Source organism: Ruegeria sp. THAF57, from assembly GCF_903914075.1.
In the GTDB taxonomy this organism is placed as follows: Bacteria; Pseudomonadota; Alphaproteobacteria; order Rhodobacterales; family Rhodobacteraceae; genus Ruegeria.
Map to the genome: position 1 here is coordinate 157,886 of NZ_CAIWNQ010000003.1, position 18,006 is coordinate 175,891.

The 18,006-nt window shown below is 57.9% G+C and carries 17 protein-coding genes; 12 read left to right on the top strand and 5 right to left on the bottom strand.

Features of this window, described 5'->3' with window-relative positions:
- Positions 1–27: 27 nt before the first annotated feature.
- The 5 genes from RUESEDTHA_RS08685 to tldD all read right to left on the bottom strand — a co-directional run bounded on the left by RUESEDTHA_RS08685 (position 28) and on the right by tldD (position 7,014).
- Positions 28–654, bottom strand: coding sequence for a CoA transferase subunit B (locus tag RUESEDTHA_RS08685; protein ID WP_180886230.1), 627 nt, complete (start codon positions 652–654; stop codon positions 28–30).
- Positions 654–1,358: a CoA transferase subunit A gene (locus tag RUESEDTHA_RS08690; RefSeq protein WP_180886232.1), complete on the bottom strand. Its 705-nt coding sequence runs from the start codon at positions 1,356–1,358 to the stop codon at positions 654–656. The genes RUESEDTHA_RS08685 and RUESEDTHA_RS08690 overlap by 1 nt, the downstream gene beginning before the upstream one ends.
- Before the next feature lie 92 nt (positions 1,359–1,450).
- Positions 1,451–4,069, bottom strand: a complete 2,619-nt coding sequence (gene topA / locus RUESEDTHA_RS08695; protein ID WP_180886234.1) for a type I DNA topoisomerase — start codon at positions 4,067–4,069, stop codon at positions 1,451–1,453.
- Between the two features lie 152 nt (positions 4,070–4,221).
- Positions 4,222–5,352, bottom strand: coding sequence for a DNA-processing protein DprA (dprA, locus tag RUESEDTHA_RS08700; RefSeq protein WP_180886236.1), 1,131 nt, complete (start codon positions 5,350–5,352; stop codon positions 4,222–4,224).
- Positions 5,353–5,592: 240 nt separating this feature from the next.
- Entirely contained in the window at positions 5,593–7,014 is a 1,422-nt protein-coding gene (tldD, locus tag RUESEDTHA_RS08705; RefSeq protein WP_180886238.1) for a metalloprotease TldD, read from the bottom strand.
- Between the two features lie 175 nt (positions 7,015–7,189).
- On the opposite strand from tldD, the gene coxB reads away from it, so the two are divergent.
- The 12 genes from coxB (at position 7,190) to RUESEDTHA_RS08765 (ending at position 18,004) form a co-directional block, all read left to right on the top strand.
- Complete coding sequence (coxB, locus tag RUESEDTHA_RS08710) at positions 7,190–8,101, top strand: cytochrome c oxidase subunit II (protein ID WP_171121865.1); 912 nt, start codon at positions 7,190–7,192, stop codon at positions 8,099–8,101.
- A 73-nt stretch (positions 8,102–8,174) separates the two neighbouring features.
- Positions 8,175–9,131: a heme o synthase gene (cyoE, locus tag RUESEDTHA_RS08715; RefSeq protein ID WP_180886240.1), complete on the top strand. Its 957-nt coding sequence runs from the start codon at positions 8,175–8,177 to the stop codon at positions 9,129–9,131.
- Positions 9,128–9,289 carry a hypothetical protein gene (locus RUESEDTHA_RS08720; protein ID WP_162896804.1) on the top strand — a complete coding sequence of 54 codons (162 nt, stop codon included), beginning with the start codon at positions 9,128–9,130 and terminating at the stop codon, positions 9,287–9,289. Before cyoE ends, RUESEDTHA_RS08720 begins: the two co-directional genes overlap by 4 nt.
- The gene (locus tag RUESEDTHA_RS08725) at positions 9,289–9,864 is read left to right on the top strand and encodes a cytochrome c oxidase assembly protein (RefSeq protein ID WP_180886242.1); all 576 of its coding nucleotides are present in this window, start codon (positions 9,289–9,291) and stop codon (positions 9,862–9,864) included. Before RUESEDTHA_RS08720 ends, RUESEDTHA_RS08725 begins: the two co-directional genes overlap by 1 nt.
- 22 nt (positions 9,865–9,886) lie before the next feature.
- Positions 9,887–10,702, top strand: a complete 816-nt coding sequence (locus RUESEDTHA_RS08730; RefSeq protein ID WP_171121868.1) for a cytochrome c oxidase subunit 3 — start codon at positions 9,887–9,889, stop codon at positions 10,700–10,702.
- A gap of 156 nt (positions 10,703–10,858) precedes the next feature.
- On the top strand, positions 10,859–11,536 hold the full coding sequence (locus RUESEDTHA_RS08735) for an SURF1 family protein (RefSeq protein WP_180886244.1): 678 nt from the start codon (positions 10,859–10,861) through the stop codon (positions 11,534–11,536).
- Positions 11,533–12,921: a threonine synthase gene (gene thrC, locus RUESEDTHA_RS08740; RefSeq protein WP_180886246.1), complete on the top strand. Its 1,389-nt coding sequence runs from the start codon at positions 11,533–11,535 to the stop codon at positions 12,919–12,921. Before RUESEDTHA_RS08735 ends, thrC begins: the two co-directional genes overlap by 4 nt.
- A complete protein-coding gene (locus tag RUESEDTHA_RS08745; RefSeq protein ID WP_180886248.1) occupies positions 12,918–14,180 on the top strand; it encodes a pitrilysin family protein in 1,263 nt (420 codons plus the stop codon). Before thrC ends, RUESEDTHA_RS08745 begins: the two co-directional genes overlap by 4 nt.
- A complete protein-coding gene (locus tag RUESEDTHA_RS08750) occupies positions 14,180–14,764 on the top strand; it encodes a GNAT family N-acetyltransferase (protein WP_171121872.1) in 585 nt (194 codons plus the stop codon). Before RUESEDTHA_RS08745 ends, RUESEDTHA_RS08750 begins: the two co-directional genes overlap by 1 nt.
- Positions 14,765–14,992: 228 nt before the next feature.
- On the top strand, positions 14,993–16,855 hold the full coding sequence (locus tag RUESEDTHA_RS08755; RefSeq protein ID WP_180886251.1) for an adenylate/guanylate cyclase domain-containing protein: 1,863 nt from the start codon (positions 14,993–14,995) through the stop codon (positions 16,853–16,855).
- Between the two features lie 298 nt (positions 16,856–17,153).
- Complete coding sequence (locus RUESEDTHA_RS08760) at positions 17,154–17,744, top strand: TetR/AcrR family transcriptional regulator (RefSeq protein ID WP_180886252.1); 591 nt, start codon at positions 17,154–17,156, stop codon at positions 17,742–17,744.
- The gene (locus tag RUESEDTHA_RS08765; protein WP_180886254.1) at positions 17,741–18,004 is read left to right on the top strand and encodes a hypothetical protein; all 264 of its coding nucleotides are present in this window, start codon (positions 17,741–17,743) and stop codon (positions 18,002–18,004) included. The genes RUESEDTHA_RS08760 and RUESEDTHA_RS08765 overlap by 4 nt, the downstream gene beginning before the upstream one ends.
- Positions 18,005–18,006 lie beyond the last annotated feature (2 nt).

Below are 18,006 nucleotides of genomic sequence, written 5' to 3' on the forward strand. Positions count from 1 at the left end.
TCTGGTGGGCCTTTTCCGTGATGCTTGTCAGTTGACGATGGTTGCTTCGGTGGCGCTTCGAATTTCGTCTTCTGTGACGCCTTCAGCGGTCTCGACGATCTTTAGACCACCGTCCGCGACATCCAGAACACCCAGATTGGTGATAATCCGGTTCACCACCTTTTTGCCGGTCAGGGGCAGGGTGCATTTCTTCAACAGCTTGGACTTGCCGTGCTTGTTGGTGTGATCCATCACCACGATCACCCGGCCAACGCCGGCCACAAGGTCCATCGCGCCGCCCATGCCTTTGACCAGCACGCCGGGGATCATCCAGTTGGCCAGATCGCCCTCTTCGTCAACCTCCATCGCGCCCAGTACGGCAGCGGCGATCTTGCCGCCCCGGATCATGCCAAAGGATGTAGCGCTGTCGAAATAGGAGGTGCGGGACAGCTCGGTGATCGTCTGCTTGCCTGCGTTGATCAGGTCGGGGTCTTCTTCGCCCTCGAACGGGAAGGGACCCATGCCCAGCATTCCGTTTTCCGATTGCAGAGTGATGTCCTTGTCACCCACATAGTTCGCCACCAGCGTCGGTATACCGATACCAAGGTTCACATACATACCGTCTTCCAGCTCTTGCGCTGCGCGGGCGGCCATCTGATTACGGTCCCAGGGCATTATGCGTCCTCCTTCTTGCGGGTGGTGCGCTGTTCGATGCGCTTTTCGTGGCTACCCTGAATGATGCGGTGCACATAGATGCCGGGCAGGTGGATCGCGTCCGGGTCCAGCGAACCACGGGGCACGATTTCCTCGACCTCGGCCACGCAGACTTTGCCGCAGGTCGCGGCGGGGACGTTGAAGTTGCGTGCGGTCTTGCGGAAGATCAGGTTGCCGGTGTCATCGGCCTTCCACGCTTTGACGATCGCTAGGTCGGCAAAGATGCCTTCCTCCATGATGTAAGTCTCGCCGTTGAAGTCTTTGTGCTCTTTCCCTTCGGCAATCACGGTGCCCACGCCGGTTTTGGTGTAGAAACCGGGGATACCAGCGCCACCAGCGCGCATACGCTCAGCCAGAGTACCCTGCGGGTTGAACTCCAGCTCAAGCTCTCCGGCCAGGTACTGACGCATGAACTCGGCGTTTTCGCCGACGTACGAGCTGATCATTTTCTTGACCTGCTTGGTTTGCAGCAGGATGCCGATGCCGAAATCATCAACACCCGCGTTATTTGAGGCAAATGTCAGGTCCTTCGCGCCGGACTCTTTGATTGCCTCTAGCAAAAGCTCGGGAATGCCGCACAGGCCAAACCCACCCGCCGCAATCAGCATGCCATCCGACAACACGCCATCAAGCGCATCGGTGGCATTGGCATAGACTTTTTTCATGAAGAAACTCCCCCAATGACATGGTGATGGGCAGGTTTTGCCGCCACGTCACGGGGAAGTCAACGAATCCAAGGGGGTGGTGGTATTTCTACCTATGAGGCCGCCTTTTTGGTCGTCTTTTTGGCCGCGGCCTTCTTCTTCGGTGCGGCTTTCTTTTTGGTGCCTTTCTTGGCAGCGCGTTCGTTGACCAGTTCGATGGCCATTTCCTGCGTCACATCTTCGGGCTTGATGTCCTTGGGGATGGTTGCATTGACCTTTTCCCATTTCACATATGGCCCATAGCGCCCGTCCAGCACCTGCATTGCGCCGCCATCGGGGTGATCGCCCAGTTCCTTGAGCGGTTTTGCTGCTGCGCGTCGTCCGCGCCCCGGATTGGCGCGTTTTTCGGCCAACAGTTCGACGGCACGGTTCATCCCGATCTCGAACACATCATTCGGATCCTTGAGATTGGCATAGACTGGTTTCGCCTCGTCCGGCAGTTGGTGCATGATATATGGCCCAAACCGTCCGAAATTCGTGCTGATCATGCCGCCGTCGGGGTGTTCACCGATCTGGCGAGGCAAAGACAACAGTGTCAGCGCCTTGTCCAGATCCATGTCATCCTTGCTCCACCCTCGGGGCAGCGACGCGCGTGGAGGCTTTTTGTTCTCGGGCGTGGGTTCGCCGCGCTGGACGTAGGGACCAAACCGACCGGACTTCAGCCAGATCTCATCGCCTGCATCTTCACCCAGCAGGCGTTCGTCGCCCTCGGCCCCTTCGCCCGCGATGGGTCGGGTATATGTGCATTCGGGGTAATTTCCGCAACCCACGAACCCGCCGGTGCGCGAGGTTTTCAGGTGTAGTTGCCCCACGCCGCATTTTGGGCAAACGCGTGGGTCAGAGCCATCCTCGCGCGGGGGATAAAGCTGAGGCGCAAGCGCCTCGTCCAGCTTGTCCAGCACTTCGGAAATGCGCAGTTCCGAGGTCTCTCCAATCGCGGCTGAGAAATCGCGCCAGAACTTGCCCAGCAGGTCTTTGTAGTCACGCTCACCCGCGCTGACATCGTCCAGCTCACCTTCCAGATTGGCGGTGAATTCGTATCCCACGTACTGTCGGAAGAAATTAAGCAAAAAGATCGTAACGATCCGGCCCTTTTCTTCGGGGATCAGCCGGTTCTTGTCCTTGCGCACATATTCACGGTCCTGAATCGTGGTGACGATGCTGGCATAGGTGGACGGACGCCCTATCCCCAGTTCTTCCATCCGTTTGACCAGCGTAGCCTCGGTGTAGCGTGGGGGGGGCTGCGTGTGGTGTTGCAGGGCCAGAACCGCCTCGTTTTCAGACAGAACCGCGGCCTTGTCCTCGGCCTTGGCGAACTGATCCTTGAGCGAGGTCTTGGCAAACCGCGCCGGATCGCCCTGCGTGATCTGGGGCAGGCGCTTGTCGTCGTCATCCGCCACGTCGTCGCGGCCTTCCTCATAGACGCGCATGAACCCGTCGAACATCACGACCTGACCGGTTGCGCGTAGGCCGACCTGACCATCATCGCTGCCGATCTCGACCGTGGTCCGCTCCAGCCGGGCGGCCGCCATCTGGCAGGCGATGGTGCGCTTCCAAATCAGGTCATACAGCTTTCGCTGATCCTCGTCCGTGACCTTCAGGTCGCTGGCATCGCGCGACATGTCCGTGGGGCGGATACACTCGTGCGCTTCCTGCGCGTTCTTGGCCTTATTCTTGTAGATGCGCGGGCTGTCAGGCACATATTCCGCGCCATAGCGGTCGGTGATGGTATCGCGGGTGGCGGCCACAGCCTCAGGTGCCATGTCGATGCCATCGGTCCGCATGTAGGTAATGTAGCCCGCCTCATACAGACGCTGCGCCACTTGCATCGCGTGGCGCGCGCCCATGCCGAATTTACGGCTGGCTTCCTGCTGAAGAGTCGAGGTCATGAACGGAGCGCTGGGGTTTCGTGCGGCGGGCTTCGCCTCGACCGAGGTCACACTCAGAGCGCGGCTGGTGATCGCCTGAACCGCTAGTTCCGCTTGGGTCGCGTTCTTCAGGTCGTGCTTGTCCAGCTTGTTCCCGGCCAGCGTAACCAGGCGCGCCTCATAGGTCTGACCACGCGGCGTTTCGAACAGTGCTTTGACCGACCAGTATTCGACCGGTTTGAACGCCTCGATCTCCATCTCACGCTCGACGATCAGGCGCAGGCAGACCGACTGCACCCGGCCCGCCGATTTCGCACCGGGCAGCTTGCGCCAAAGCACAGGCGACAGGTTGAAGCCCACCAGGTAATCCAGCGCGCGGCGGGCCAGATAGGCCTCGACCAGCGGCATGTCGACCTGACGCGGGTTTTGCATCGCCTCGGTCACGGCGTCCTTGGTGATGGCGTTGAAAGTCACGCGGCTGACCGGCGTGTCCTTCTTGATCGAGCGGCGTTTGGTCAGCGCCTCTTGCAGGTGCCAGCTGATCGCCTCGCCCTCACGGTCGGGGTCGGTGGCGAGGATCAGGGCGTTGTCCTCTTTCAGCGCGTCGGCGATCGCTTTGACATGCTTTCGGCTGTCATTGCCGACCTCCCATTTCATGTCGAATTCGTGGTCAGGATCGACCGATCCGTCCTTGGGCGGCAGGTCACGCACGTGACCATAAGACGCCAGAACCGTGTAGTCGTCGCCAAGATATTTGTTGATCGTTTTGGCCTTGGCAGGGGATTCTACAACAACTACAGGCATTTAAGGGAAAACCTCGCTCGACGAATTTAGCGCCTTCTATGATGGTGCAAAATGTGGAGGGCAAGAGCGAATTGTCAATGCGTTCCTTTTGCCAAAGCGATTTGGCGGTGATTTCAAAGTGATACGGGTGGAATAGTGGCGTTTTCGTTCGATCAGGCCGATAACGACAGAAGTCCGCCGGGTTGTCTTTGGATGCGCCCGTCCAATTCCAGATCTACCAGCACCGGACCGATTTCCCCAGCAGTGGCCGCGATATCGCGGATCAATTGATCTTCAGCAATGGGGGACGGCCCGAGGCGCGTCAGGATCGCCGCGTGCAGCGATTCTGCGCTAGCTTCCGAATTGTCGGTTCGGGGGGGCTGTGCGGCTTGAATGAGTGCAGGTATTTCACGTTTGGGCAGCGCTTCGATCACGTCTTCCGCAGATCGTATCAAAGTAGCGCCGTCGCGGATCAGCAGGTTGCAACCCGCGGCACGGGCGTCGAAGGGGTGGCCGGGCACGGCCAGAACTTCGCGCCCCTGATCCAGAGCGTCGCGCGCCGTGATCAGGCTGCCGGATTTGGCCGCGGCCTCGACCACCACAACCGCCTGCGAAAGGCCAGAGATGATCCGGTTGCGGCGCGGAAAATGACGGGCCTGAGGCGTCACGCCCATGGGTTGTTCCGATACCCGCAATCCGTTTTCGGCAATTTTATGGGCCAGATCGGTGTTTTCTGACGGATAGATCACATCGACCCCTCCGGCCATGACAGCCACAGTGCCAGCGTCCAGCGCCGCGATATGGGCCGCCGTGTCGATCCCGCGGGCAAGACCGGAGACAATCACATATCCATGCTTGCCCAGATCGGTAGCCAGCCCGCGCGCCATGCGCGCACCCAACGATGAACAATTTCGTGCACCGACCATTGCAACCGAAGGGTTTTGCAACAGTGACACATTGCCGACTGCCCACAACATCGGCGGCGCGTCGTTTAGGTCATTCAAAGCGGTCGGGAAGTCAGCGGCCCCAAGGCACAAAAGCCGCGCGTTGGCGGCTTTTGCGGCCTTGAGTTCCGCCTCAATCACACCGGGCGGGCATATTTCATACCCTTTTATTCCGGCAGCGCGCGCCATTTCAGGCAGCGCGGCCAGCGCGTTCTGCGCCGAGCCATGTTCCCGCAGCAGTCGACGAAACGTCGCCGGACCGACCTTGCGCGAGCGCAACAGACGAAGCCAGGAAAACCGATCCTCTTCCGTGGTGGGTGGGAGTGTGGGGTGATTGGAAGAAAGCTGCTCCTCGGTCATCCGTTGCTCCGCCTGATTGCAGAACTGGTTTACGGCTGGAGTGGTTAACAGCTTCTGAATCTGTTCAAATTTTTCTGGTATTTCTGAAAGTTGATCTAGTGGTTTTACGTAACGTACTGAAAATTAAATGTAAATTATAAGCGCGTCGCAAGCGTGGTCTGAGCGCCACTGGACAGCGCAAGCAGGAATTGAGGCGCAGTATTAACCCTGCGCCCCCCAAAAATACGCCGCGATTCTAGTTTATGCCGCCGATCCGCCTACAGTCAGGCCGTCCATCAGGACAGTCGGCTGCCCGACACCGACCGGCACCCATTGGCCGTCCTTGCCACAGGTGCCCATGCCGGGGTCCAGTGCCATGTCGTTGCCCAGCCCGCGGATACGCTTCAGGGCAGACGGGCCGTCCCCAATCAAGGTCGCGCCTTTGACCGGCGCACCGATCTTACCATTTTCGACCCGGTAGGCTTCGGTGCAGGAAAAGACGAATTTGCCGTTGGTGATATCCACCTGCCCGCCACCAAAGCCGACAGCCCAGATACCGTCCTTGATATCGGCGACCAGCGATGCGGGGTCCGCGTCGCCGGCTAGCATGACGGTGTTGGTCATACGCGGCATCGGTTTATGGGCATAGCTTTGACGGCGGCCATTTCCGGTGGGCGCAACCCCCATCAAGCGCGCATTCTGGCGATCCTGCATGTAACCGGTCAGGATGCCGTCCTCGATCAGAACGGTGCGCGAGCTTGGCGTACCCTCGTCATCAACCGAGATCGAGCCGCGCCGGTCCGGGATTGTGCCGTCATCCACCACGGTCACGCCCTTGGAGGCGATCTGCTGTCCCATCAGCCCTGCAAAGGCCGAGCTGCCCTTTCGGTTGAAATCCCCCTCCAACCCGTGTCCGATGGCTTCGTGCAGCAGAATACCGGGCCAGCCGGGGCCAAGCGCGACCTCCATCACACCCGCGGGCGCTGGGATGGCGTCCAGATTGACCAACGCGATCCGCAGCGCCTCTTGCGCCTTGTCCTGCCAGTCGGAAGGGTCGATCAGCCCGTCCAGACCTACACGACCGCCCCCGCCTGCCGAGCCGCTTTCGCGCCGGCCATTCTGCTCGACGATCACCGATATGTTCAGGCGGGTCATCGGGCGTACGTCACGGACGATCACGCCGTCTGGGCGCAGAATTTCGACCTCTTGCACGGCAGCCGCAATCGTTGCGCTGACCTGAACGACACGGGAATCAAGATCGCGGGCGAAGGCATCAATCTCGCGCAGGGTCTCGATCTTGACCGGGAAACTGGCGGATTCGATCGGGTCCTCGTCCGTATAAAGGCGTGTGTTGGTGGCGCGCGGCGCTTCGGCCAAGGTGCCGCCGCCATCACCGACGGCCAGGCGTGTTGTCTCTGCGGCGCGTTTAAGTGCAGGGATTGAGACGTCGGTGGAATGTGCGTAACCCGCCACCTCGCCTTGAACCGCGCGCAGGCCGAACCCTTCGGAGGCATCGTAAGATGCAGTGCGCAAACGCCCGTCGTCAAAGACCAGAGCTTCTGATTTTCGGCGTTCCACAAACAACTCTCCGTCCTCGGCCCCGGCGGTGGCAGATTGCAAAACCGCAAGCGCTTCGTCGTGGGGAAGGGCGCTTTCAAAGGGGCGAAACGGGTCATTCGTCATGGGTGGGACCTTTCGAGTTTGATCCAGATCAAAAATAGCGTCTGTTTGACGCAAGCATTTTGCTTTATCTACCACCCGGAATATGGTTTTTAACGCTGCCAAAGACAACGGGAGAGGTGCGACCGATTCACACCTTTTCGCCAGGGACGCAAAGATCAAACGATCAGGACAGAAAATGAAGAATGCTTTGATGCTTTCGGGGCTCATGACAGCCCTCTCCAGCCTGCCTGCCATGGCTCAGGAGCTTGAAATTATTGGCAAGCCGGTTGATGGCGGTTTGGGTTTCCAACCCGCCGCCACCAGCCTGGCCGAGGGGATTCACCGGCTGGACGGAATGATTTTGGTGATCATCACCGCCATCTGCCTGTTGGTTGCCGGACTGCTGGTCTACTGCATCGTGCGCTACAATAGCCGCGTAAACCCGACGCCGGCGCGATTCTCACACTACACTCCGGTTGAGATCGCTTGGACCTTGGGGCCGATCCTGATTCTGGTCTTCATCGGCGCCTTCTCACTTCCGGTTCTGTTCAAGCAGCAGGAAATTCCCGAAGGTGACGTGGTTATCAAGGTCGTCGGCAACCAGTGGTACTGGACCTACGAATACGTTGACCATGACTTTGCCTTCGACAGCTATCTGCTGGGCCACCCGGCCACCTTGGACGAGGGTGCGCGCCCGGCTGACGCAGATGTCACGCCGTTCGTTCTGGATGATGCGATGCGGGCCAAGCTTGCAGATTCCGGCTATGGTGAAGACGAGTGGCTGCTGGCCACGGACACTGCCGTCGTTGTTCCGGTTGGCAAGATCGTTGTGATGCAGGTGACCGCGTCAGACGTGATCCATTCGTGGACCATCCCGTCCTTCGGGGTAAAGCAGGACGGTGTTCCCGGTCGTCTGGCCGAGCTTTGGTTCCAGGCCGACAAAGAAGGCGTCTATTTCGGCCAGTGTTCGGAACTCTGCGGCAAGGACCACGCCTATATGCCGATCACCGTCAAAGTGGTTAGCGAAGAGGCCTATGAGGAATGGCTGCAGGGTGCTCTGGAAGAGTACGCGGGTCAGCCAGCCTCGTATCAGGTTGCCTCGAACTAAGCCGCAAACGGCCTAGATTGAAACAAGCAGGCTGCGCGGGGATCGCGCAGCTTTTGCCCCAAAAGGACCGGACATGAGCGACGCAAGCATCAATGCCAGCCAAGTGACCGCCACGGCGCACGCGGATGAGGCCAGCTTTGGCGATTATTTCGCTTTGCTGAAGCCACGTGTGATGTCTTTGGTGGTGTTCACGGCTTTGGTGGGGCTGGTGGCGGCGCCGGTATCGGTGCATCCGTTCGTCGGTTTCTGTGCAATCCTGTTCATCGCTATCGGTGGCGGCGCGTCTGGTGCGCTGAACATGTGGTGGGATGCAGATATCGACCGTGTGATGAAACGCACCAAGGGCCGCCCGATTCCGGCTGGAAAAGTGCAGGAACGCGAGGCGCTGTCACTGGGGCTGGCGCTGTCGGGCCTGTCTGTCATCATGCTGGGGCTGGCAACCAATTGGTTCGCAGGGGCATTCCTTGCGTTCACGATCTTCTTTTACGTTGTCGTCTATACGATGTGGCTTAAGCGCTTAACGCCCCAGAACATCGTGATCGGTGGCGCAGCAGGGGCGTTCCCGCCGGTAATCGGCTGGGTTGCTGCCACGGGTTCGATGTCGATCGAACCTTGGCTTATGTTCGCTCTGACCTTCATGTGGACACCGCCGCATTTCTGGGCCCTGGCCTTGTTCATGCGCTCGGATTATGACGATGCCGGTGTGCCGATGCTGACCGTAACGCATGGTCGTCGTGCAACCCGCTGGCACATTCTGATCTATACTGCGCTTTTGGCGCTGCTGGCCGTAGGTACAGCGTTTTCGGGCATTGGCGGCCCGATCTATCTGATCGTAGCCGTCGTGATGAATGCCTTGTTCCTGCGGGGCGCATGGGCAATCGCGCGCCGGACCGAAGACGACTCAGAAGCTGACAACTTCAAGGTTGAGCGGAGCTTCTTCAAGTTGTCGCTGCTGTACCTTTTCCTGCATTTCGGCGCGATTCTGATCGAGGCGTTACTGAGACCTTATGGGTTAGGAGGCTGGTCATGAGCTTGCGAAAAAGCCATGAACTGCATCAGCGCCGGTTCAGCCGCAATCTGGGGGTTGGCCTGACGTTGGCTGCGTTTATCGTGATCATCTTCGGTCTGACGATCGTCAAAGTCTCGGGAACCGATTTCAATATGGCAACGCAAGAGGTGCAGAACTGATGGCGTTGTCGGGTCCTCAGAAGACTGTTGCGCAGACCGTTGGCGTGGTGATCCTGATGGGAAGCCTCGCTTGGGCCGCGGTGCCATTTTATGACTGGTTCTGCCGTGTCACCGGGTTTGGCGGCACGACCGGTGTGGCCGAGGCCGCGCCTGAGGACATTCTGGACCGTACTGTCACCGTCCGCTTTGATGCGTCCAAAGCCAAAGATATGGCGTGGGAGTTCAAACCGGTCGAGCGCGAGATGGAAGTACGCATTGGCGAGACCGGACTGGCCTTTTACGAGGCATTTAATCCGACCGATCGCCCGATTGCGGGGCAGGCGTCTTACAATGTCGCACCGTATTCTGCGGGCGGCTATTTCCAGAAAATCGCCTGTTTCTGCTTTGAGGAACAGGTGCTCGAACCCGGCGAGCGGGTTCAGATGCCGGTAAGCTTTTTCGTCGACCCTGAAATGGTCGAGGATCTAGAAGCGAAATATGTGCATACGATCACTCTGTCGTATACATTCTACGAAATTGACCTGCCCGAGGGCTATGCCGCCCTCGATGCGCAGGCTGATACAACAACGAACTAATGCCTTTAGGTGAGGGACGCTGATGGCACACGCTAAAAACCATGATTATCACATTCTGGCCCCGTCGATCTGGCCGCTGATCGGCGCGATCGGTGGTTTTGTGATGCTATTCGGAGCTGTCCTGTGGATGCACGGCGTTACGTCGTTCATGTTCTGGATGGGTCTGGTGGCCGTTCTTTACACCATGTTTGCCTGGTGGTCCGAAGTGGTGGCTGAAAGCCGCGCCGGGGATCACACGCCGGTTGTGCGTATTGGCCTGCGCTATGGCTTCATCCTGTTCGTAATGTCCGAGGTGATGTTCTTCTTTGCCTGGTTCTGGTCGTTCTTCAAACATCGTATGTATCCGATGTACGATTATGCCGGCACCGAATACATTCAGCCGGATATCCACGCGGTTGATCCGTTCCACCTGCCGCTGATCAACACTCTGGTCCTGCTGCTGTCGGGTTGCGCGATTACCTGGGCGCACCACGCGCTGGTGCATGACAATGACCGCAAGGCTTTGATCAATGGCCTAGCGATCGGCATTGTACTGGGTATCGCATTTACCTTCCTGCAAGCGTTTGAATACTATGAACTGCTGGCCCACGAAGGCTGGGAATTCGGTGGCGATCAGTTCTACTCGAACTTCTTCATGGCGACTGGTTTCCATGGCGCGCATGTCATCATCGGGACGATCTTCCTGACGGTCTGTCTGATCCGCGCCCTTCGAGGTGACTTTACGCCCGAAAAGCACGTGGGTTTCGAGGCTGCCGCATGGTACTGGCACTTCGTTGACGTTGTCTGGCTGTTCCTGTTCTTTGCTGTCTACATCTGGGGACAAGCCCCATTGATGTGACGCCGATCAGGTGATCCAAATGAAAAAGCCGCCCGTTGGGGCGGCTTTTTCCTTACTTGGACGCAAGATTGCGCCCCATACAATTGCGCGGTTGCAATCGGGACCGCTCCGCCCTTAACAAGACGCCGGTTTCTGCAACAAGGTCACGACCCCGCCATGCGCCGCATTTTGTTCCTGCTGATCTTTGGTGTCGCCGGTCTGGGCGTGCTGATCTCGCTGGGCATCTGGCAGATGCAGCGGCTTGCCTGGAAAGAGGGTGTTCTGGCCGAAATCGACGCACGCATCGCGGCAGAACCCGTGAGCCTTCCGCAGACCGTTTCAGCAGATGCTGACAAATACCTTCCCGTGACCGTTTCAGGTGATATGGAGCCGGGGGAAATCCATGTTCTTGTCTCGGTCAAACAGGTCGGGGCGGGGTATCGGATTATCCAGTCGTTCAGCACGCAGGACCGAACTATTATGGTGGATCGCGGTTTTGTGCCGACCACCGCGAAACAGGCCGAACGCCAGAATGGGCCAATGACCGCGACCGGCAACCTGCACTGGCCGGATGAGATCGACAGCTATACGCCCGAGGCCGATATCGACGCCAACATCTGGTTCGCGCGCGACGTGCCCAATCTGGCCGCCGCGCTTGGGGCAGAGCCGATCCTGCTGATCGCCCGATCGGAAACCGATCCCGGCATAACGCCCTTGCCAGTGGATACGGCGGGCATCCCGAACGATCACCTGCAATACGCAATCACATGGTTTGGTCTGGCTCTGGTCTGGGCCGCGATGACCGGTTATTTCCTGTGGCGCAACCGCGCCCCTGCAAAGAGTGAAGAGCAATGAAATACATCTCGACCCGTGGCCAAGCGCCGGAACTGACCTTTGAAGAGGCGATGCTGACTGGATTGGCCCGCGACGGTGGCCTGTACCTGCCCGCCGAGATTCCGGTGATGAGCCATGATGAGATCGCGGCATTGGCCGGTCTGCCCTATGAAGAGATCGCGTTCCGCGTGATGTGGCCCTATGTCAGCGGCTCGTTCTCGGAAGATGAGTTCAAAGACATCATCGCGCGTGCCTATGAAGGCTTCGGTCACGACGCCCGCGCGCCTTTGAAACAGTTGAACGAAAACCACTTCCTGCTGGAGCTGTTCCACGGACCGACACTGGCCTTTAAGGACTTCGCCATGCAACTGATCGGTCACCTGTTTCAGGTTGCCCTGAAGCGGCGCAATGACCGCGTGACCATCGTTGGCGCGACCAGTGGCGATACCGGATCTGCGGCGATTGAGGCGTTCCGGGGTCTGGACGCCGTGGATGTGTTCATCCTATTCCCGCATGGCCGTGTGTCCGAGGTTCAGCGCCGGCAGATGACTACGCCTGCCGACAGCAATGTTCATGCGTTGGCTGTGGATGGCGATTTTGACGATTGCCAGGCGGCGCTGAAGGATATGTTCAACGATTTCGACTTCCGCGACGGGGTGAAGCTGGCCGGGGTGAACTCGATCAACTTCGCACGGGTGCTGGCACAGATCGTCTATTACTTCTCGGCAGCCGTCAGCGTCGGTGCGCCGCATCGCAAGGTCAGCTTTACAGTTCCGACCGGCAACTTTGGCGATATCTTCGCGGGTTATCTGGCCAAGCGTATGGGCCTGCCGATTGACCGCCTGGTCGTTGCAACGAACCAGAACGACATTCTGCATCGCTGTCTCTCGGGTGAGGGGTATTTCAAGGGTGACACCATTCCGTCGATCAGCCCGTCGATGGATATTCAGGTCAGCTCAAACTTTGAACGGGCGCTGTATTATGCCTATGGCGAGGATGGCAGCGCCGTGGCACAATTGATGGATGAACTGAAGACTGGTGGTTTTAACGTCAGCCAGGGCGCAATGGAAGCGCTGCGCGAAAGCTTTGACTCGGGCCGTGTGTCCGAGGATGAAACGCTTGAGACCATCAAGCAGACGCTAACCCATAGCGCTGAGCTGGTCTGCCCGCACTCGGCCATTGGTATCAAGGTCGGTGAGGAGCATCGCTCGGCAGAGGTTCCGATGATCACGTTGGCCACCGCACATCCGGCGAAATTCCCGGCGGCGGTTGAGAAGGCGAGCGGGGAGCATCCGCCTCTTCCATCCCGCATGTCTGATCTGTATGAACGTCCGGAACGGGTGACCCGGATTGCCAATGATCTGGACGCCCTCGAGGATCATATCAAAGGGCATATCGCCGAGTGACTGTCAGACAAGATCAACTGAAGAACGGATTTCGGATCGTCAGTGAACATATGCCGGGGCTGCAATCTGCGGCCATCGGTATCTGGGTGACCGCGGGTGGGCGGCATGAGCGGATCGAACAGAACGGTATCGCGCATTTCCTTGAACACATGGCCTTCAAGGGAACCGAGCGTCGTTCTGCGCTGCAAATCGCCGAGGCGATCGAGGATGTAGGCGGATATATCAACGCCTATACCTCGCGCGAGGTGACGGCCTATTACGCGCGTGTTCTGAAAGATGACGTGGCGCTGGCCATGGACGTGATCGGCGACATCGTTCTGAACCCGGTTTTCGACCCGCGCGAGATCGAGGTCGAGCGCGGCGTGATCCTGCAGGAAATTGGTCAGGCATATGACACGCCCGACGATGTGATTTTCGACTGGCTGCAAGAGCAGAGCTATCATGACCAACCTTTAGGCCGCACCATTCTGGGGCCGACCGAGCGGGTCTCAGCGTTTTCGCGTGAGGATCTGTCCGGTTTTGTGTCCGAGCATTATGGGCCGGAACAGATGATCTTGTCGGCAGCTGGTGCGGTGGACCACGACGCGCTGATGAAAATGGCCGAGAAGATGTTTGGCCATCTGCAACCGCGCAAAGGTTTGATTGCCGAAGCCGCTCGGTTCACTGGCGGGGAAGCCCGACAGCAAAAGGATTTGGAACAAGCCCATTTCGCGCTGGCTTTTGAAAGCCCCGGCTACCGTGATGATGCGATCTATACGGCCCAGATTTACTCGACCGCGCTAGGTGGTGGAATGTCCTCGCGCCTGTTTCAGGAAGTCCGCGAGACTCGCGGCCTGTGCTACACGATTTTCGCGCAGACCGGTGCCTATGCCGACACCGGGACCACGACGATTTATGCCGGAACTTCGGCAGATCAGGTTGGCGAACTGGCGACCATCACCATCGACGAGATGAAGCGCGCCGCTGATGACATGAACCCCGAAGAAGTTGCCCGTGCCCGCGCACAGATGAAGGCCGGAATGTTGATGGGGTTGGAAAGCCCATCGAACCGGGCCGAGCGATTGGCGCGGCTGGTTCAGATTTGGGGTGACGTGCCGCCGCTTGAAGAAACAATCGCCAAAATTGACGCTGTCAGCACCGTTGACGTGCGCGATTTTGCTGAACGTCTGGCGATCAGTGCTCCGGCCGCGCTGGCCTTGTATGGCCCAGTATCCGGCGCGCCAACGCTGGCTAAATTGCAGGAGAGGCGTGCGGCGTGATGCTGTTGGGCCGACGCAAGCTGAAACTTGAGACAGCGCGTCTTAGCCTGCGCCCGCCGGTTCATTCCGATTTCAACGATTGGGCGGCGCTGCGGCGGGCCTCGAAAGAGTTCCTGACGCCGTGGGAGCCGATCTGGGCCAAGGATCACCTGAGCCGCAAGTCGTTCACCAACCGGGTCTATTGGGCGCAGCGCTCGGTGGCGAGCGGAACGGCGATCCCATTGTTTCTGTTCCGGCGCGAGGATGATGTGCTGGTGGGCGCGATCACGCTGGACAACATCCGCCGCGGCCCGGCGCAGGCGGGAACGCTGGGCTATTGGACGGGGCAGGCTTATGCGCGCAATGGCTATATGCGCGAGGCGATTGGCGCGGTCGTGCACCATGCGTTCACCCGACTTGACCTGAGCCGGATCGAGGCGGCGTGTTTGCCCGAAAATAAACCTTCGCGCGGGTTGTTGGAGCGGTCGGCGTTTAAATATGAGGGCGTGGCGCAGTCCTATTTGCAGATCAACGGTCGGTGGCGGACGCATGTTCTGTATGCGTGCCTGCGGTCAGATCGGCGTGGCAAGACGGACGCGGGGTAGGGCGCAGCCAAGGCGTCGAATGCACTTTTGTCTAGTGCCGCCCCGTATTTGTCAGCATGACTACAATTCACTTACGCCCTCGCGTATTTTCCACCGGCAATGCGATGAGTGCGCAATCAAGCTGACGCCGTTCGTTTGAAGCAATATCCAAGGTTTTTTGGCCAATCTCCGTCTACTCGACGAATGGTTCTTGTTTGGGTTAGGCTTGGCCTAGCGGAGATATGAACCTTGGAAATCGACGAACATGAACGCAGATTGACGACGATCCTCTCGGCTGATGTCGTGGGCTATTCGAGCCTAATGAGCCGCGATGAAAGCGGCACCCTGACGGCACTTCAAGACCTCCGGCGTATTGAGATAGATCCCCGTATCGAACGGCACAATGGCCGCATCGTTAAGCTGATGGGAGATGGAAGCCTCGTTGAATTTGTCAGCGTCATGGATGCGGTACGCTTTGCAGTTGATGTGCAATTCGCCATTACTGCGGCCCAAACAGGCCGTGCCGAAGATAAGCGCATTCAGTTTCGCATTGGGATCAACGTGGGTGACGTCATTGCAGCGGGGGACGACATCTATGGCGACGGCGTGAATGTTGCCGCTCGGGTCGAAGGGCTTGCGGACCCCGGTGGCATTTGCATAACGCGCACTGCCTTTGATCAAGTGAACGGTAAGCTCGATCTCACCTTTGCATCTATGGGCCCGCAGGAGGTTAAGAATATCTCCGCGCCGGTAGAAGTTTATCAGATCGAATTGGATGAGCGCTCGCAAGCGCTTGCACTGGACACTCCTCCAAAGATCACAAAACCCGACGTCAAATTACCCCACCACATGATGAAGAGGTGGCTGCTGGCCGCTGCAATTGTGGTTCTGGCAGTCGCAGGTGTCGTGAATTTCTTGCGACCGGAGGTAGCTAAGCCGCCGGTTATCGCTGTGCTACCTTTCGAGGATTTTAGCAGTCCGGAACACAAGGGTTTCTTAAGTGATGCGGTGAGTGGCGGGATCATCACATCCTTGGCGCGGTATCCGCAGATGAAAGTGATTTCAAGGCGATCCAGTTTCAAGTTCCGTGACACCGATCTGGGTATCTCTGACATTGCCGATCAATTGGGCGCCGACTTTATTCTCGAAGGCACGCAACAGTACGATGGTGCACGGCTGCAGATTTCGGCGCATTTGATTGACGGCGAAACCGAAGCACATATCTGGGCCGATGATATGGATGTCCCTCTCGAGGATTTGCTGAAAACGAACAATGTGATCAGTTTGAATGTAGCTGAATCTGTTGGAAACAAGGTTATTGAAACCGAGGTGGCGCGGATGACGAAAGATGATGTCAGCGCGCTGATGATTGCGAATGCTGCACAGAGCCGGATCATGAGAAACTTCAGCCGCGAGAGCCTGTTGAAGAACATCGAGGAACAGGAGCAATCCTTAAAAGACTACCCCGATTCTGCTTGGGGTCACCTTGGGCAGGCACTCTCGCTGCGGATCGGCCTGCGCTATGGTTGGATCGAAGGCGATGAAGAGACGATACGCATAAGGATGCTCGATCTGGCTCGTCGGGGGGTAGAGCTTGATCCAAATAATTTCATGGCCTATCACGCATTGGGGCGCGCTTTGACGATGAACAACGATCCTCGCGCCGCAGCAAATGCGTTCCGTCGTGCGATCGAACTCAATCCATCATCATCGTTTGCAAGAACCACGTTGGCGCAGACGCTGGGCTTTATCGGCGAGACAGAAGAGGCATTGGAAGTGATCGCGGAGGCCGAACTCGTAGATCCATTTTATGGGCACGACGTTCAGTGGGAAAAAGCGAGAATTCAGTGGCAGGTAGGAGAGTGTAAACAAGCACTTGAGACGTTTCAGGCGTCGCATTCAATGCCAATTGCGGCCAACAAGATGCTTGCTGCAATTCATCACTGCCTTGGCAATGGCGAGGAAGCCAAAAAGGCAATGACGGATTATCTTGCTGAAAATCCAGACTGGACCGTCGCCCGAGAACGAGACGTTAATGCTGGTCTTTGGATAGCACCGGGTGTTCTCGATCGCTGGCTCGGAGCGATGGAATCTTCCGGAATGCCTTTGTAGCGCAGCCGCTACGTAGGATCGCTTTGTTCGCACTGCTGACCTATTCAACGACGAACCGGTTTCAAAAGAATCGACGGAAATCAGACGGTCGTTAGGGGTGTGTGATTGGCATTACTAGACGTTAGATACTGCCAAATATGACGAACAGATCCGCGTAGAGCTATGGCTGCCTTTCCGTCTGCGCCAAAAATCTTCCGACACAGGTTTGGTGAAAAGGGGCGACAAAAAAGTAAATTGTCATGATTGACAAATAACTTTCGATTGTTATTTGTCAATCATGACAATTTATGGGACCCTTATGCCTAGACCTTCGCTAAAAGACCAAAGATCTCAGGAAATTCTGGATGCTTACCTGTCCTGCGTTGCGCGGTATGGGCTTGAAGGGGCGACGCAGGCGCGCATTGCCGAGGAAGCTGGCGTCAAGCGACCGCTTCTGCGTCATTATCTGGGCAACAAGGATGATATGATCACAGCGTTGGCTGAATATGTTGTTGCCGGATTTACGGATTCTCTGGACGGGCTTCGTGAGGTCTTGCCGAACGGGGCCACGCCGTCTGATCTTGTGGACGCGCTTTTCTCCGATGACAGCGGAACCGATCCAAGGCTGATGCTGGCTTATCAGGCGCTGGTGGCAGCCGTTCCAGATCGACCGGATCTGAGACAAGACCTGATGGACAGCCTTACAGAGTTCTTCGACGTCGTCGAAGACGTCTTGAAACGCGCAAGCCCGGACGCATCGGATGAAAACATTCGGGCGGTGACACAGGGAATCTCGGCGATTTTTGTCAGCATGGACGCCTTGTCTCCGCTGGAGCTTCCCGCACAATGGCGCGCGGAGTTGAAATTGGCGGCCTCCATGCTTGCGTCTACATTGGAGACCGCGCCATGAGCCGCGCCAGGGCTGCGAACTACATCGCGCTGCCAATATTGTTGGCGGCCACTGCGCTGGGTCTTTATTGGGTTTGGGGGTTGCTCTTTGTTTGGTGGATTGTCCCGACACTTTTGAACGGACAGGCCTTTCTGGTTTTCGAGATCAACCGCGCAGAGGACTCGGTCCTGTATTGGGCCATCGTCGGTCTGTGGGCTGCGTTGGGTCTGATGATGATCGCCGCCAGCCTGTTTCCCCAATACGCCCACCTGCTTGCCTGAGG

What these genes read in the sequence shown, in the direction of transcription:
- RUESEDTHA_RS08690 (WP_180886232.1), bottom strand. Translation starts at nt 1,358, where the DNA reads ATGAAAAAAGTCTATGCCAATGCCACCGATGCGCTTGATGGCGTGTTG.
- coxB (WP_171121865.1), top strand. Translation starts at nt 7,190, where the DNA reads ATGAAGAATGCTTTGATGCTTTCGGGGCTCATGACAGCCCTCTCCAGC.
- topA (WP_180886234.1), bottom strand. Translation starts at nt 4,069, where the DNA reads ATGCCTGTAGTTGTTGTAGAATCCCCTGCCAAGGCCAAAACGATCAAC.
- cyoE (WP_180886240.1), top strand. Translation starts at nt 8,175, where the DNA reads ATGAGCGACGCAAGCATCAATGCCAGCCAAGTGACCGCCACGGCGCAC.
- RUESEDTHA_RS08760 (WP_180886252.1), top strand. Translation starts at nt 17,154, where the DNA reads ATGCCTAGACCTTCGCTAAAAGACCAAAGATCTCAGGAAATTCTGGAT.
- RUESEDTHA_RS08735 (WP_180886244.1), top strand. Translation starts at nt 10,859, where the DNA reads ATGCGCCGCATTTTGTTCCTGCTGATCTTTGGTGTCGCCGGTCTGGGC.
- dprA (WP_180886236.1), bottom strand. Translation starts at nt 5,352, where the DNA reads ATGACCGAGGAGCAGCTTTCTTCCAATCACCCCACACTCCCACCCACC.
- RUESEDTHA_RS08725 (WP_180886242.1), top strand. Translation starts at nt 9,289, where the DNA reads ATGGCGTTGTCGGGTCCTCAGAAGACTGTTGCGCAGACCGTTGGCGTG.
- tldD (WP_180886238.1), bottom strand. Translation starts at nt 7,014, where the DNA reads ATGACGAATGACCCGTTTCGCCCCTTTGAAAGCGCCCTTCCCCACGAC.
- RUESEDTHA_RS08750 (WP_171121872.1), top strand. Translation starts at nt 14,180, where the DNA reads ATGCTGTTGGGCCGACGCAAGCTGAAACTTGAGACAGCGCGTCTTAGC.
- RUESEDTHA_RS08765 (WP_180886254.1), top strand. Translation starts at nt 17,741, where the DNA reads ATGAGCCGCGCCAGGGCTGCGAACTACATCGCGCTGCCAATATTGTTG.
- RUESEDTHA_RS08685 (WP_180886230.1), bottom strand. Translation starts at nt 654, where the DNA reads ATGCCCTGGGACCGTAATCAGATGGCCGCCCGCGCAGCGCAAGAGCTG.
- RUESEDTHA_RS08730 (WP_171121868.1), top strand. Translation starts at nt 9,887, where the DNA reads ATGGCACACGCTAAAAACCATGATTATCACATTCTGGCCCCGTCGATC.
- thrC (WP_180886246.1), top strand. Translation starts at nt 11,533, where the DNA reads ATGAAATACATCTCGACCCGTGGCCAAGCGCCGGAACTGACCTTTGAA.
- RUESEDTHA_RS08720 (WP_162896804.1), top strand. Translation starts at nt 9,128, where the DNA reads ATGAGCTTGCGAAAAAGCCATGAACTGCATCAGCGCCGGTTCAGCCGC.